Below are 15327 nucleotides of genomic sequence, written 5' to 3' on the forward strand. Positions count from 1 at the left end.
CGTTCACCGGTTGAAAGCATCAGGCAGATCGTTCTCGAGAAGAATCGTATCCTCTCTTGAAGCATTTGCCCACACCCAGTTAAATGCCTCCTTTTCCTTTGCCAATACTACCACATGGCTCATATCAAAATCCACATCCTGCAGGCCAGCCAGAATCGGTTTTGTCTGGGCTTCACCTACCAGTACAACCCAGTCCGCCTTGCCCTTCATCTTCTGGCCAAAGCTGCGGTTGATTTCATCCTGCTTTGCGCCCAGATCAATCATGCCAGGGGTCACAATGATCCGCCTGCCCGGCATCATGCCAAGTACTTCCAGCGCCATAGCACTGCCGCTTGGATTGGCATTGAACGCATCATCGATGAAGCGGAAGCCATTGATCCGCTTCAGTTCCAGGCGGTGTTCCACCTGTTTCATATTCTTACAGCCTGCGGCAATGGCCTCCCACGATACATTGAGATAGCGTGCACATGCCGCTGCCGCCAGAATATTCAGAATATTCAGCTCACCCAGCAGTTTTGTCTGCACGGGAATGCGCTCATTCCCATGCACAATCACAAACGAAGAACCGGAAGCGGAATAGGAAATATCTTCGGCATGATAATCTGCCTGCTGGCACACAATGCCATAGCTGATGACTTTGACCGGATTTGCAATGTGATAATTCCGGATGAATTCATTGTCATAGTTCAGGATTGCCGCTCCATCAGCTGGCAGCTTTTCAGCCATCTGCATCTTTTCTTTGATGATGTTTTCCTGGCTGCCAAATGTATTGAGATGCTGCGGTCCAATGGATGTCACAACACCGATGGAAGGATGGACAAAATTCATCAGTTCGGTAATATCGCCAACATGGTCTGCACCCATTTCGCACACAAATACCTGATGGATCGGTTTGAGCATTTCCCGGATCGTGCGGGTGATGCCCATCGGCGTATTGTAGGAAGCCGGCGTCATCAGTGTGTTGTACTTTTCAGACAGCACTGCCTGCATGATATTCTTGGTGGTTGTCTTACCGTAAGAACCGGTAATGCCGATCTTGATCAGACCGGTATGGCTGCTGAGAATCTTTTTTGCATCATTGAGATAGGACTGCTGTACGCCATGTTCAATCGGTGCAGTAATCCATCCCACTGCAAACAGCAGAATCCAGGGCAGGAAATAGCCAGCCGCTATCATCAGTCCATAGCTGAAACATGCTGGTACAAAAGCCAGAATCAGCCAGAGGGCAACTACTTCCAGGATCACCAGCACAGCGATCTGCCGTTTTACTCTTGCCGTGACGACAAGCGGCTTGATGTACTGTTTTCCCTTTTCCATTGCCCGATGGTACAGTGCCATGACAATCTGCACGCATACAAATGGCCAGATCGTCACTTGAAACAGTGAAACCACAATAGAAATCAATACGATGGCAAGCGGAATAATACAGGATGAGACCTGATCATGCACAGATGTACGGATCCATTTAGCAAATCTTCCATTTTCATAGCGGTTCTGCTGATACATATGCAGGGCATGCCTGGAAGGAATCCAGAGTGCCCACATGGTCAAAGCAAACAAAAGCAGTTTCGTGATCATGCATTTTCCTCTTTCAAAAAGATATCCAGTACGGCATTGAAGCGCTGCGGCTGATGCCAGTAAGCCCAATGGTCATCATGTTCAAAGACAGCCAGGCCGGCATCCGGCATCTTCTTTGCCATTTCCTGTCCCATCCATAACGGCACAGCCGTATCATTTTCACCCCATACAAGCAGCACCGGGCATGTCACATCTTTCAATACCGGTGTGACATCATCATTGACGACTTTCACAAACGTGGGCTTCATGATGCCCTTGGCATTGCGGTAATCCTCAGAACCGGCTGATGCCTGCAACTGGCGCAGCTTTTCTTCATTGTGGGTTGCCTTAAGAAACCATTTGCCTGCTTTATAAGCAGATACACGGATCTTTGCGTCCAAAGACTGCCTGGGACGGATGCCGGCAGCCCCGGTCAGACACATCTTTTTGACATCGTGGTGCTTTGCCGCATACCGGATCGCCACCCGACAGCCAAAGGAATGGGCAATAATCACCGGATTTGCAATGTGATTCTGCTCCACAAAATCTTCAAAGAATTCCGTATATTCCGGTACACCCCAGGCGCAATCAGGCAGATCAGACTGACCGTGTCCCGGGAAATCCAGACTGTAGACATGATAGCGGTCCTTGAAGTGCGCCATGATCAGTCCCATCATTTCCTTGTTCTGTCCCCAGCCATGCAGCAGAACCATATCCGGTCCTTCTCCAGCTTCTATATATGCCGTTTTCACATTGCGGCATGTACACCACTTCACCTCAGTGCTCATGGCTTTTCCTCCTGTCCCCCGCTGTTATGCGTTTCTTTCTTCTTTCTTCTGGATGGCTTTCTGCCTTCCCGCCATACCCGGAAGCACACGCCGCCCGGCAGGTTTTCTGCATCCACATGATAGCCATAGGTTGTGACCACCTTATAGACGATAGAAAGGCCAAGACCGAAGCGGCCATTGGTACCTTTCTCATACGGCCTAAAGATTCTCTCCAGATCCTCATCCGGAATCGGACTGCCATCATTAATGACACTCAGTTCATTTTCCTTCAGCACAATCCTGATATGGGATACCGCATACCGCAGGCCATTGTCAACCAGGTTTTCCACAACAATCCGCCATGGATCCTGGGCACCATGGAAAAAGACATTTTCCTCGGTATCCTTTTCCAGTGAAATCTCCGGACGAATGACTTTCAAAGACAGAATGACCTGATCAATGACCTCATTCATGTCCACCGTATCACCATCCGGTGTTTCATCCTGCAGATAGTCCATCTTGTTCAACACAATCAGGGACTGGACTTTCTTTTCCAGACGGTCCGCATGTTCAATGATGACATCAACGCTCTTTTCCAATGTGTCATATGGATAAATCCCATCCTTGATGCTCTCACCATACGACTTGATTGTGGCAATCGGCGTCTTGAGATCATGCGAAATATTCTGAATCATTTCCTGCTTCTGCTGGTTCTGTTTCTGCAGCTCACCTTCCATATCGCGCAATGCATCAGCGACCTGGCCGATGGCATCACGGCGGTGCACATTCAGCTGCGCCGGTTCATCATTCTTAACCTTTTCAATATAGGTGCGGATCTGTGACAAAGGCACGATCAAAGTGGATACCCACGCCATCAGAATGATGAACAGGACTAATACAACCAGTACATTCATCGTCACCACTTCATTGACAAGCGACGTCTTGAACTGAGTCTGGTAGGCATTGTCCATCACAGATATCAGCCAGCTGCCATTTTTCATCAGTGTCATGGAATACAGATACGTAATCACACGGTCATCCGCTTCTGAACTGCACTTGTAATCCTGGGTACCGGAAACTTCCTGCTCTGTATGGGACACGATGTCTTTCTGCAGATCCGATGGCAGTGATCTGGTGCCAAGCACGGTAATGATACCGTTCTGGCAGACAGCATCCACGATTTCTGCATCTTCATTAGGCACAATCTCATCCAGATCACCATCATAGTTATCCAGATAGGACAGCAGGCTTTCCTGGGAATTGTGCAGCAGCCGGTACATTTCATTCTGGGAAAACTGGTCCAGTGCCGGTGAGAGAAAAGTGGAAATAAAGATGGCAAAGACGGAGATAAACAGGATGATGATCGCCAGCAGCTGCTGGTTTAGTGACAGCTCACGCAGCCACAGATTGAGGCGCTTCATCCAAGCCGGTATCCGAATCCATAAATTGTGCGGATGCTCAGATTCGGCATCTTCTTTCTCAGCCTGCGCAGCGTATCATCCACCACCCGGTCACTGCCGTAATAATTTGTCTCCCACACCTTGGAAAGAATCTCATCACGCGGGAAGGCAGTGCCCTTATTGTTTACAAAAAGCATCAGAAGTTCGAATTCCTTGGTTGTCAGTTCAATCTGATTATTTCCCTCAAAGACCATGCGCTGATTCTCATCGATCTCATAGCCGTCGACTTCAATGCGTGCTCCTTCGTCTTTATACGTACGGCGCATGACATTGTTCACCCGCAATACAAGTTCCTTGGGTGAAAACGGCTTGGTAATGTAGTCATCGCTGCCTTTTTCCAGGCCGATAATACGGTCAAACTCCTTGTCACGGGCAGACATGAAAATGACCGGTACATCCGGAGAATGGGCACGGATCTCATCAATCAGATCAAAGCCGGACTTGTCACCCAGCATGATATCCAGAATCCACAGATGCACATCATCATCATTTGTATGGGCACTGGCTTCATCAAAAGTCAGATAGGAGCGTACCTCATAGCCTTCCTTTTCCAGATACCGCTTGACCAGCTCATTCAGGTCTTTTTCATCTTCAACAATACAAATCACTTTTTTCATTGCAATCACCAGAATCATTTTAACACGTGCACATAAAAAAGCCGCCCGAATCAGGACGGCATCCATACATCATGCGCCAAATTTAGCCTTGATCACATCTGCAACCTGGCCGCATACCTGCTGGCAGATCTCATCCGTTTCCGCCTCTGCCATGACACGCAGCAGCGGTTCCGTACCGGAAGGTCTCACCAGAATGCGTCCATTGCCATTCAGATCCTTGTTCACCCTGGCAATGGCTTCCTGGACTTCCGGATCATCCATGACCTTTGTCTTGTCATTGACTTTGACATTGACAAGCAGCTGTGGATAAATGCGCAGACCCTCACACAGCTCGGAAATACTCTTGCCCGTGTTCTTCATAACCTTGAGAATCGCAAGGGCTGTCACCAGGCCGTCACCGGTTGTCTCATGGCGCGAGAAGATGATATGGCCGCTCTGCTCACCGCCCAGGATATAGTCATTCTTGATCATGCAGTCATAGACATACTTATCACCAACATCCGTCTTGGCAACGTTGATATGTTCTCTCTCCATTGCTTTCCAAAGACCAAGGTTGGCCATAACGGTTGTCACAATCGTATTATTGGTCAGCACCCCTTTATCACGGTAATACTTGCCGCAGATATACAGGACATAGTCGCCATTGACCAGCTCACCATCCGGTCTGACCAGAATCTGTCTGTCTGCGTCGCCATCAAATGTCAGGCCAAGATCATAGGAGCCAAGCTTCATATATTCCTGGAAGCGCTCCGGATGGGTGCTGCCGCACTTGCGGTTGATATTGGTGCCATTGGGATCATTGCAGAAGATCGTGCATTCTGCGCCAAGCCGGCGCAGTGCCTTCTCGGCTGTATAGGTTGCTGAGCCGTTGGCGCAGTCCATCGCAATCTTGGTGCCGTGCAGATCAAGCGGAAATTCGGAGACCACAAAGTTCAGATAGTGATCCAGACCCTCCGGATAATTCACAATCCGGCCGATCTCGCCTTCTGTCTTATATGGAATCTCAATCTTGCCATCAATATAATCCTCAATCAGTGCTTCCACTTCCCCCTGCAGCTTGACGCCCTGCTTGGAGAACACTTTGATGCCATTGTCATAGAATGGATTATGAGAGGCCGAGATCATGGCGCCAACCGCAAAATCCTCATGGACGGTCAGATAGCAGATCATCGGCGTCGGACAGTATCCGGCAAGATACGCATCGCAGCCCTCTGATGTAATGCCGGCCGCAAGTGCCGACTCCAGCATATCACTGGAAAGACGGGTATCCTTGCCAATGACAATATTCTTCTTCCCCTTCTGGCTGTAATACCAGCCAAGATATCTGCCAACCACAAAGGCGCGTTCTGCTGTCAGTCCTTCATTGGCTTTGCCGCGAATTCCATCTGTTCCAAAATACTTACCCATTGTTTGTATCTCCTTCTGTCTGAGTATCCTGTGTTGTATCCCCGATCACATTCAGTTCATACGTATCTTCCAAAAGCTCATAGCGCACCAGGCCATTCTCAGGCTGGTCGATCTGCAGATCAAATGTCTGCAGGCCCGGCTGCGCATCAGACATGTCTATATATACCATAATATCATCTGCGCTGACCGCTTTAATATTGTCGGCGGTACCATAGACCGTTACGCTCGTTGTCGTCTTGCCGTCCGGCTGGGTCGCTGTGTAATTGCCTGTATTGTTCTTGTAGTTAATCTTGACATTGTCAATCGTACGGCTTGTCTCATCGCCCAGCTTGACCGTCATGGTCACCTGTGAAATCGAGGCACTGGATACCCCGGAAGGCAGTGTGATCGGCCGCAGTACCGTCGCATCTTTGGTCAATGTGCTGGCATCCAGAGTCACAGTCACCTTGTCTATGCCATCCAGCACAGACTGCGAGCCATAGATTGTCACAGTCTGCTGATCCAGGCCGATGCTGGCAATGGCTTTGCCATCCGGCACCTCACCACTGACCTGCACCTGAATGCCCACCGTCTTACTGATCGAAGAAACCGGTACATGTACATGAACAGTATCCGGCACAATATCCGCATTGACCACCTGGCCATCCGCATCATATGCCACAAGCCTGGCATCCTGATCAAAGTCACTTGTCTGTCCTGACACGTCAATCAACGCCCGTATAAAGGCAATGGTGTTCAAGGTATCACGGGATGCGCGCACATTGACCTTGGTATACTCAAACTCTGGTGTTCCTACGGAATATTTGCTGTCCATCTTATCCTGATTGACCAGATCATAAGACAGATCAAACTGTTCGGTTGTCTTTTTCTTCAGCGTTACCGTAACATTGGAAGGATCAATCTTGACATTGACCGAATCACCAAACCCTTCTGCTTTCAGCTTGACATTGTGTGTGCCTTCTGACAGTCCTTCCAGATCAGCTGTGATGGTACCGTCACTGTTGAAGGCTGTGGTGACGCTGGTCGCATCACCGGTGATGGTGATATCACATGTGGAAGGCAGTCCGGAAAGCTCAAAGGCATCACTGTTATACTGAGCGGAAACAGTAACGTTGCTGCGGGAGCGGCTGCTGGTCATGCCGGTTGTCAGACTGCGCCAGGAATTGGCATTCACGGCCATATACATGATCACTGCCAACGCCAGAGCAACCCAGCGGGAATACTTCCGATTAAACAGAATCTTGTCCAGTGCGGTGGAAAACCAGCGCAGCAGTTTCAGCAGGAATTCTTCAAAGCGCTGGGATGTACGTGCCATGCGGCGGGACTGCTCCGCAATTCTGCGGGCCAGATCGGTCTTGGCTGCCGAGCTTCTGCGGCGGTCTTTCTTGTCCTCAGGCATGCGGCTCATCTCCCTTCCCGTCATCATCTTCTTCACTGCGTTTCAATCCGCTGACAGACTCAGGTTCAATCCTGGCATGTTCATGTGCCTTCTTTTCTTCGATCTCTGCCATCTGCTTCTCAGCTTCCGTAAAGGAAGGGATCTTTCGATCCTGCTGAGGATAGGAAGGTATGGGACGGTCATGCTTATGATTCTGCGGCAGTTTGATGCGGGCAGCCTCATCATGAAGCTCCTCCATCTTCTCCTCCTCTTTTTCCTGCTCACTCTCCGCATGGAAAAACGGAAAACGGCGGCTGGACGGTTCCTCCTGATCATTTCCGCTGCCAGTTTCTGTTTCATCATTGCCTGATTCACTGGCATCCACAGGTGTGCTCTGACCGCAGATCGTCCGCAGCAGATAGTCACGCAGCTGTCTCTCATTCACGCTCATCATGCGGCCGCCCTCTGTTACGGATACATTGCCTGTTTCTTCGGAAACAACAACAGTCACTGCATCCGTAATCTCAGAAATGCCAACGGCGGCACGGTGGCGGGCACCATAGCGGCCGGGCAAGTCCAGATTGGTCGGCGGGAAATACGCACTTGCACATGCAATCTTATCTCCCTGGATAATGACAGCACCATCATGCAGCGGGGTGGTCGTCACAAAGATGGATGTCAGAATTTCCGCCGTCACATCACTGTTCAGCTTTGTGCCGGTCGCGACATAGTCATCCAGCGACTGGGAGCGCTCAATCGAGATCAGTGCACCCGTCTTGTCCTTGCTCAGCAGCATGACAGCAGTCACAATCTGATCCACCAGATGTTCTTTTTCATTGCCGCTGAGACTGGAAATCCGGCTGAACACGTTCGTTTTGCCAAGTTTCTCCAGCATAGAGCGCAGTTCCGGCTGAAAGATGATGATCAGAGCCAGAAAGCCCCAGTTGATGAACATATCCGCAAAGTATTTTACGGTTTTCAAGCCAAGCAGATTGGACAATGCATCGACGATGATAACAAGCAGAATACCCTTGAAAATCTGCGTTGTCCGCGAATTGGAACGGGCCAGGCGCAGCACATAGTACAGAATCAGCCAGACAATGAAAATATCAGCCAGCGAGCGGATCACGCTGCCAAAACTATCCAGACTCCAGTTAAGAAACAGGCCAGACATGGAATCTCCTTTCCGAAAAGATGGTAACACTCTCTCCACCTTCCATTTTATTTGCATTCCGTAAGTAATGCCACCCTTACCTTCAGCACGCTGAATGTACACTGTTAAAAAAACAGCGCCGGAAGGCGCTGATGCAGCATTTCAAATTTATCTTTCGATGGTCAGATAAGCCAGATCTTCCTGGCTGAGATAACCAGTATCTTCCAGAAGATCCTTCAGAACATCCTTTTGATAATTGGAAAAATCGTAAGACAAAGCATGCAGCAGACCGCTCAGATTCACTTTATCACCTGTACTGCGGGCAGTCGCAAGGAAAGCATTGGCAGCTTCCTTCGGGGTCAGATTGCGCTTGTCAATCGAATAGCCAGGATGATCGGCTGTATAGCCGGTCACAACCCATCCATGCATCTTGAGAATTTCGATATCAGAATACAAAGTGCGTCTTTCAATTTCATAATCGAACTCTTTCTTGATGTAGCTTGAAATCTGGCTGAGGGTGACAAAATGATCACGATCAGTCAGCCTCAGCAATGCCTCCAGTACCGACAGCTCCGATCCTTTTTTCATATGATTTCCTCTTTTCTAAATGCTGTAAAGTGGCACAAACTTATGGCTATATTATATCGGCATTTATCAATGAATAGAATAAATAATTCAGGTTTTACCTGCTTTTTTGTCAAATGTGACAAGACTTTTCAGGCATCGGGGGATTCTTTCATGCACACGTCAGGGAAGAATAGAATTTTCAGCTGGCAGCTTCTGGAATATACAGCATTTTCTGCAGATAGAACATCCTTTCAGAATATAACAATATAGTCATACTGCAGTTTTCAATGCGGTGTTCTTTCAGAAATACATCTGCCTGTTCTTTCAGCACCATCTCAATCATGCAGGCAATTGACTCACCATGGCTGACAGCCAGAACTGTATGATGATCTTCTTTCTGCATGATCTGTTCCAGCTGATGATAAACACGCTGCTGTACCTGGGCACGGGATTCACCGCCCATGGCAGTATAGAAGGCATCCCGCATCTCGGCAGGAATGCAATGAGAGATCCGGCGGCTTTCTCCTTCCATTCTGCCATAGCATCTTTCCCGCAGATCCTTGCAGCGCACATAGGGCATGCCACCGACAATTTCAGCCGTATCACAGGCCCGCTCTGCCGTTGAGCAATAGACGTGATCAAATACATAGCCCGCTTCCTGCAGCGTCTTCCCGGCCAATGCAGCCTGCGCTCTGCCTGTTTCAGTCAGCGGAGAATCACACCATCCCTGCACACGGTTTTCCATATTGAACAGCGTCTGGCCATGGCGTACCAGTACAAGTGTCTTATCCATCTGTATTTCCTCACTTTATCTTTCTGTCATCTATCCGTTTCCAGATTCTTGCCCCATACGGTCCCAGCTTGTGGTCATACAGGCAGGAAGGCCATACAAGAGTCCAGTTATAGTGAATGGGATATGGTTCCTGTTTTTCTGCAGAGAAGCTGCAGTCAATCAAATATGTGTCCTCATCATCCCGGCGCAGATAAACAAACCTGTCATGACGTCTGTCCAGCACATGAAAGGAACCATAGACAAGTGCATCACAGGAATGCCGCAGCCTGATCAGATCCTGATATGCCTTGCATACAACCGGATCTTCCTTCTGGACAGGATTTTCTTCATTCCATGGCAGCATCACTCTGGCGTGATCTCTCGTGCCTGCCTTGACACGCTTCCATACATCATCCGGATCTTCTCCAAGCGAGACATGTTCTTTGTAATACCGCAATGATTCAATATCATGCAGATCATGGATCGAATGAAAATCATAATTGGCCAGACCCATTTCATCTCCCTGATAGACAAACGGCGTGCCTGGCAGCGTCATCTGCATCACCGCCAGCAGCAGGCAGATTTCACGGCGGTATTTCCCACTGGGATCAATCTTGGATACCATGCGGGGATTATCATGGTTGTTATAGAACAGTGACATCCAGCAGTGGCTGCCATAATGTGCTGACCAGTCAATCAGATAATCACGCAGATAATTCAGATCATAGCGGTAATCTTCAAAGCGCACATGTCCTGGTGTTTCCAGATGATCAAACGAGAAGATCATGTCCAGTTCTTTGCGCCGCTCATCGGTAACCAATTTTGCCATTTCCATGCCCAGACCCGGCGTCTCACCAATCGCAAAGGCATCATGCGGGCCAAAGGCATTTTCATGCAGCTCATGGAGATAGTCATGCAAGTGAGGGCCATAGTAGTAGTGCTCAATGCCGGTATAGCCCATCAGCTTTCCAACCGACACATCGCCATCCGGCAGGCCGGCATCCTTACTGATGTAATTGATCACATCCAGACGGAATCCATCCACGCCTTTGTCAAGCCACCAGTTCACCATCGTGCATACATCATGGCGCACAGCCGGATTGTCCCAGTTCAGATCGACTTGTTTCTTTGCAAACAGATGCAATGCCCATTCTCTGCGGTCACCATACTGGTCCCAGGCACTGCCTGAGAAGAACGATGTCCAGTTGTTGGGCACGTTCTTTGATGAAGAAAAGAAATAGTAGTCATGATACGGACTATGCGCATCCGCCAGTGCTTTCTGGAAGAATGGATGTTCATCGCTTGTATGGTTGACGACCAGGTCCATGATCAGCCGCATGCCGCGCTGATGTGCTTCTTTGAGCAGCGCGTCAAACTGTGCCATTGTGCCAAAGCGCGGATTGATGGCACGATAATCACGGATGTCATAGCCATTGTCATCCATAGGTGAATCATAAATCGGGCATAACCACAGTGCATCCACGCCAAGATCCTGCAGATAGTCCAGCTTTGATATGATGCCGGCCAGATCACCAATGCCATCATGATTGCCATCACAGAAGGAAGAAGGATAAATCTGATAAAAGACAGCCGACTTCCACCAGCGCCTGTCACCTGGCTGGCCATCTTCCTGCATACCCTCTTCTTCCTGATTGACCAGTTTGAGAAAGGCCGGCCAGAAATCCGCATCCAGCAGATGGGACAAAGGCTTGACAAGCCATTTCAGTTTCAGATGAGATGCGGCAGGATTTTCCACCAGAAAAGAAGGCAGGCCTGCCTGCAGAAGAATCTTGGCAATGATGTCGTGGCCGATTGGATTGGCATATACATCCCGGATGGTACTGTCCATCGTCAGTTTCCTGTTTTTCATAGCCACAGTGTAGCACAGAAAAAGAGCAGAATTTCTCCTGTTCCTTTGATCTTAAGATCATGGCATGACCATCACGGTGCAAAGGAAGGTTGCTTCTGCACCTGCTGCTGACACAGATGAATGACACGGCCGGCATGCCAGCACCGTAATGATGATCATGGAGATGTGAACCTTCCCGCCTAAGCATTAACGCACTATAGAAGGGCTTCCAGGGGCTTGTGTGCCCTCAGACTTATGTCAGGTGTACGCAAAAAACACAGATGCAGTTTTTCCTGCATCTGTGTCATGAACGCATTACTTTGTCTTGGCTTTGGTTCCTGCTTTTTTCTTTGCCGTGCTTCTTTTCTTTGCTGGTTTTGCATCATTATAGCGGAATACCGCACAGCCATAGCCTGGCAGCGGATAATTCACATGATACTGTCTGCCGTCACATTCACCCTTGCGGGCATTGTACAGCTTTTTAACCTTGTCATCCTTCACGGCACCGTTCTCATTGAGAATCAGCGTATAGCGGCCAGGGCATGGCACACCGACCATGTAGTCCTTTCTTTCCACCGGCGTAAAGTTGATCACAAACAGCAGATTATGCCTGCCGGTACCGTCCTTGCGCACAAAGGAGAAGATGGAGCGGTCCGCATCATCCGCATTGATCCATTCAAAGCCATCCCAGGAATCATCCAGTGTATACATTGCCGGATATTCCCTGTACATGGCAAGCAGATCTTTGACAAACAGCAGCAGTTCCCGGTTGTATGGCTGATCGCACAGTTCCCAGTTCAGCTGCACTTTCTCATCCCATTCATGGTACTGGCCGAAATCCTGGCCCATGAACAGCAGCTTCTTGCCGGCATGGCCAAACATGAACAGATACCCTGCCTTCAGATTGGCAAACTTGTCATGGCCAAGACCCGGCATCTTTTCAATCATGGAACACTTCAGATGTACAACCTCATCATGTGACAGCACCAGAATAAATTTCTCACTGGTGGCATAGGACATGCCAAAGGTCATCTTGTTGTGGGCATTCTTACGGAATAACGGATCAAGCTTCATGTAATCCAGGAAGTCATGCATCCAGCCCATATTCCACTTGTACGTAAAGCCAAGGCCTTCATCTTCCGGTGCAGCTGTGATCTTAGGCCATGCGGTCGATTCCTCAGCGATGATGATCGTGCCATCATGGCGGCCGCGGATCACAGAATTGAGATGCTTGAAGAACTCAATCGCATCCAGGTTGCCATTGCCGCCATACTTATTTGGAATCCATTCACCATCCTTGCGGCCATAATCCAGATACAGCATCGAAGCTACTGCATCTACACGCAGTCCGTCGATATGATACATTTCATACCAGTACAGGGCATTTCCAATCAGGAAGTTCTTCACCTCATTCTTGCCATAGTTGAAGATCTTCGTGCCCCAGTCCGGATGTTCACCCATACGGGGATCCGGATATTCATACAGCGGCTGACCATCAAAATCCGCAAGGGCAAAGGCATCCTTCGGGAAATGGGCAGGCACCCAGTCCAGAATCACGCCGATGCCATTTTCATGCAGATAATCCACCATCCACTGGAAGTCCTGCGGAGAGCCATGACGGGATGTCGGTGCATAATAGCCAGATACCTGATAGCCCCAGGACCCATCAAACGGATGCTCGGCAATACCCATCAGCTCCACATGCGTATAGCCCATCCACTTCACATAGTCCACCAGTTCTCTGGCCAGCTTGCGGTAGTTGATAAAACCATCCGGATTTTCCGGCGTCACTTCCTTCTTCCAGGAACCCAGATGGCACTCATAGATTGCCAGCGGCTGCCGGTACGTATCCTTGGACGCACGGTCTTTCATCCAGGCTTCATCATGCCAGTTAAACGAATCAATATCGGCTGTTTTCGATGCTGTGCCCGGTCTTAATTCAGCCGAGAACGCATACGGATCTGCCTTGAAGATCGTATCGCCGCTCTGTGTTTCAATTGCATACTTGTACAGCTCACCAAAATCCATATCCGGCATAAAACCTTCAAAGATGCCGGATGTCTCCAAAGGCATCATGTAGTTTCTGCCAGGCTGCCATTCATTGCGGTCACACACAATCGACACTGCCTTTGCATGCGGTGCCCACACAGCAAAATGCATACCGGATACACCATTCAGCTTTGCCTTATGTGCACCCATCTTCTGATAGCACTTATAATTTCTGCCTTCACCAAACAGATACCGATCCATTTCCGTAATAAAAACAGGATCCAACGGTACTGCAGGTTTCTTGCCGGCTAATGATTTGTCTGCCATGATCATGCCTCCCTCAAGCACTCATTTATATTTCAATTTCTGAATATACTGTATCATATTTTGAACGGGAAAGAGAGGGGTTACATGAGACAAAAGCAAGAAAAAAAGCGCAGCCACATGACTGCGTCTTTCAAGTGCACCGGACAAGACTTGAACTTGCACGGGTTGCCCCATACGCCCCTCAAGCGTACGTGTCTGCCGATTCCACCACCGGTGCGTGCCGAATCATTATAGCACGTGGTACGATTCCGTCAAGATGCTACAGCAGGTACAGCAGCGCAATGTATACTGCTGTTCCTGCAAAAACAGACAGAATCGTATTGTGCTTCCAGGCATGCAGTGCCATGACGCTGCCGCAGCCTGCAATTGTCGCAACCCACACGGTCCAGTCCGCGCTTAATGTATCCTTAAGACCATAAACCACAAGCACCGCCATGATCGCAGCCGGCAGTACCATGGCCAGCCGTGAAAGGATCGGTGACATTTTGCCGTCACGGAAAATGACAAATGGCAAAGCACGCAGGCTGTAAGTCACAATGGCAGAGAGCAGTATGGCAAGCAATGCATAGGAATTGTTCATGCGTGCCTCCTTTCATTGCGTGCCAGTAGGATGCCGCTGGTCAGAATCAGAGATGGCAGAATGAAACGGGACGGACCAAAGGCAACCAGGCAGCCAATCGCACATGCAAAGCCTGTCAATGCCGGTATATGATCCTTTGCTTTCTGCCACTGGTCCATGACGATGGTCAGAAACAGTGCTGTCAGTGTGAAGTCAATGCCGCGGATGGAAATCGGCAGTAAGGAGCCTGCCAGGGCACCGGCAAAAGTGCCCAGAATCCACCAAAAATGAGACAGGAAGGCAATTTCCTTCATTGCCGCATACTTGTCCACATGATCCGGATATCGGTCAATGGAGCTGTACAGAGAGTACGTTTCATCGGTCAATGTGCCAACCATATAGGGAAACATCTTTCCACAGCTGCGGAAATCATCCAGAAATGACAGGGAATAGAATACCTGACGGCTGTTCATGAACAGTGCTGTCAGAACAATGGTTAACAGCGGTGTGCCGGCAGACAGAAACGATGCCAGTACAAACTGAAAGGCACCTGTGTAGACAAACACACTGGCCAGTACGGCATCATACCATGGAAAGCCATTCTGGCTCATCAACAGGCCGAAGGACATTGCCACAAAAAAGTAAGAAACCGCAATGGGTGCGGTTTTCATCAGTGCAAATTTCAGTGTTTCATTCCGTTTCATTGCATCGATTGTATCAGGTATCTATAACTTTTTCCTATATCTTTTCCTGATTACTGGCAATAAAGAAAAGGAACTTTCGTTCCTCACTTCTTCTCTTCATCGTTTTCAACGGCTGTCAATGCGCCGGTCCAGATAAACACGGTCATGATCACCAGCAGAATGATCAATGCAATGATGCCAAATACAATACCCAATGCAATTCCCTGTTCGCTCATCGTCTA

14 protein-coding genes and 1 tRNA gene are annotated in these 15327 nt (G+C 49.1%); all 15 read right to left on the reverse strand.

The annotated features are described in order from the left end of the window. Window positions 1–3: 3 nt before the first annotated feature. Entirely contained in the window at window positions 4–1578 is a 1575-nt protein-coding gene (locus MOZ60_RS05435) for a UDP-N-acetylmuramoyl-tripeptide--D-alanyl-D-alanine ligase (RefSeq protein ID WP_370595924.1), read from the reverse strand. Then, window positions 1575–2345: an alpha/beta fold hydrolase gene (locus tag MOZ60_RS05440; RefSeq protein WP_370595925.1), complete on the reverse strand. Its 771-nt coding sequence runs from the start codon at window positions 2343–2345 to the stop codon at window positions 1575–1577. The genes MOZ60_RS05435 and MOZ60_RS05440 overlap by 4 nt, the downstream gene beginning before the upstream one ends. Further along, window positions 2342–3745, reverse strand: a complete 1404-nt coding sequence (locus MOZ60_RS05445; protein WP_277008660.1) for a HAMP domain-containing sensor histidine kinase — start codon at window positions 3743–3745, stop codon at window positions 2342–2344. Before MOZ60_RS05445 ends, MOZ60_RS05440 begins: the two co-directional genes overlap by 4 nt. Beyond that, the gene (locus MOZ60_RS05450) at window positions 3742–4401 is read right to left on the reverse strand and encodes a response regulator transcription factor (RefSeq protein WP_108775307.1); all 660 of its coding nucleotides are present in this window, start codon (window positions 4399–4401) and stop codon (window positions 3742–3744) included. Before MOZ60_RS05450 ends, MOZ60_RS05445 begins: the two co-directional genes overlap by 4 nt. A 69-nt stretch (window positions 4402–4470) precedes the next feature. Further along, window positions 4471–5808 carry a phosphoglucosamine mutase gene (glmM, locus tag MOZ60_RS05455; RefSeq protein WP_108775031.1) on the reverse strand — a complete coding sequence of 446 codons (1338 nt, stop codon included), beginning with the start codon at window positions 5806–5808 and terminating at the stop codon, window positions 4471–4473. Further along, the gene (locus MOZ60_RS05460; RefSeq protein WP_277655592.1) at window positions 5801–7207 is read right to left on the reverse strand and encodes a CdaR family protein; all 1407 of its coding nucleotides are present in this window, start codon (window positions 7205–7207) and stop codon (window positions 5801–5803) included. Before MOZ60_RS05460 ends, glmM begins: the two co-directional genes overlap by 8 nt. After that, the gene (gene cdaA, locus MOZ60_RS05465; protein WP_370595926.1) at window positions 7200–8360 is read right to left on the reverse strand and encodes a diadenylate cyclase CdaA; all 1161 of its coding nucleotides are present in this window, start codon (window positions 8358–8360) and stop codon (window positions 7200–7202) included. Before cdaA ends, MOZ60_RS05460 begins: the two co-directional genes overlap by 8 nt. A 147-nt stretch (window positions 8361–8507) precedes the next feature. Beyond that, complete coding sequence (locus MOZ60_RS05470; protein WP_370595927.1) at window positions 8508–8927, reverse strand: hypothetical protein; 420 nt, start codon at window positions 8925–8927, stop codon at window positions 8508–8510. Between the two features lie 178 nt (window positions 8928–9105). Further along, the gene (locus MOZ60_RS05475; RefSeq protein WP_277653387.1) at window positions 9106–9699 is read right to left on the reverse strand and encodes a histidine phosphatase family protein; all 594 of its coding nucleotides are present in this window, start codon (window positions 9697–9699) and stop codon (window positions 9106–9108) included. Between the two features lie 10 nt (window positions 9700–9709). Then, window positions 9710–11548, reverse strand: coding sequence for a glycoside hydrolase family 13 protein (locus MOZ60_RS05480; RefSeq protein WP_370595928.1), 1839 nt, complete (start codon window positions 11546–11548; stop codon window positions 9710–9712). 294 nt (window positions 11549–11842) lie between these two features. Then, window positions 11843–13843 carry a 1,4-alpha-glucan branching protein GlgB gene (glgB, locus tag MOZ60_RS05485; protein ID WP_370595929.1) on the reverse strand — a complete coding sequence of 667 codons (2001 nt, stop codon included), beginning with the start codon at window positions 13841–13843 and terminating at the stop codon, window positions 11843–11845. Window positions 13844–13978: 135 nt separating this feature from the next. Continuing rightward, a tRNA-Leu gene (locus MOZ60_RS05490) sits at window positions 13979–14060 on the reverse strand. A 42-nt stretch (window positions 14061–14102) separates the two neighbouring features. Next, on the reverse strand, window positions 14103–14423 hold the full coding sequence (locus MOZ60_RS05495) for a branched-chain amino acid transport AzlD family protein (RefSeq protein WP_370595930.1): 321 nt from the start codon (window positions 14421–14423) through the stop codon (window positions 14103–14105). Continuing rightward, window positions 14420–15106, reverse strand: coding sequence for an AzlC family ABC transporter permease (locus MOZ60_RS05500; protein ID WP_277009232.1), 687 nt, complete (start codon window positions 15104–15106; stop codon window positions 14420–14422). Before MOZ60_RS05500 ends, MOZ60_RS05495 begins: the two co-directional genes overlap by 4 nt. Before the next feature lie 83 nt (window positions 15107–15189). Further along, a complete protein-coding gene (locus MOZ60_RS05505; RefSeq protein ID WP_277009231.1) occupies window positions 15190–15321 on the reverse strand; it encodes a hypothetical protein in 132 nt (43 codons plus the stop codon). Between the last annotated feature and the right edge of the window lie 6 nt (window positions 15322–15327).

The sequence above is a fragment of the Grylomicrobium aquisgranense genome, assembly GCF_033971865.1.
In the GTDB taxonomy this organism is placed as follows: Bacteria; Bacillota_I; Bacilli_A; order Erysipelotrichales; family Erysipelotrichaceae; genus Bulleidia; species Bulleidia massiliensis.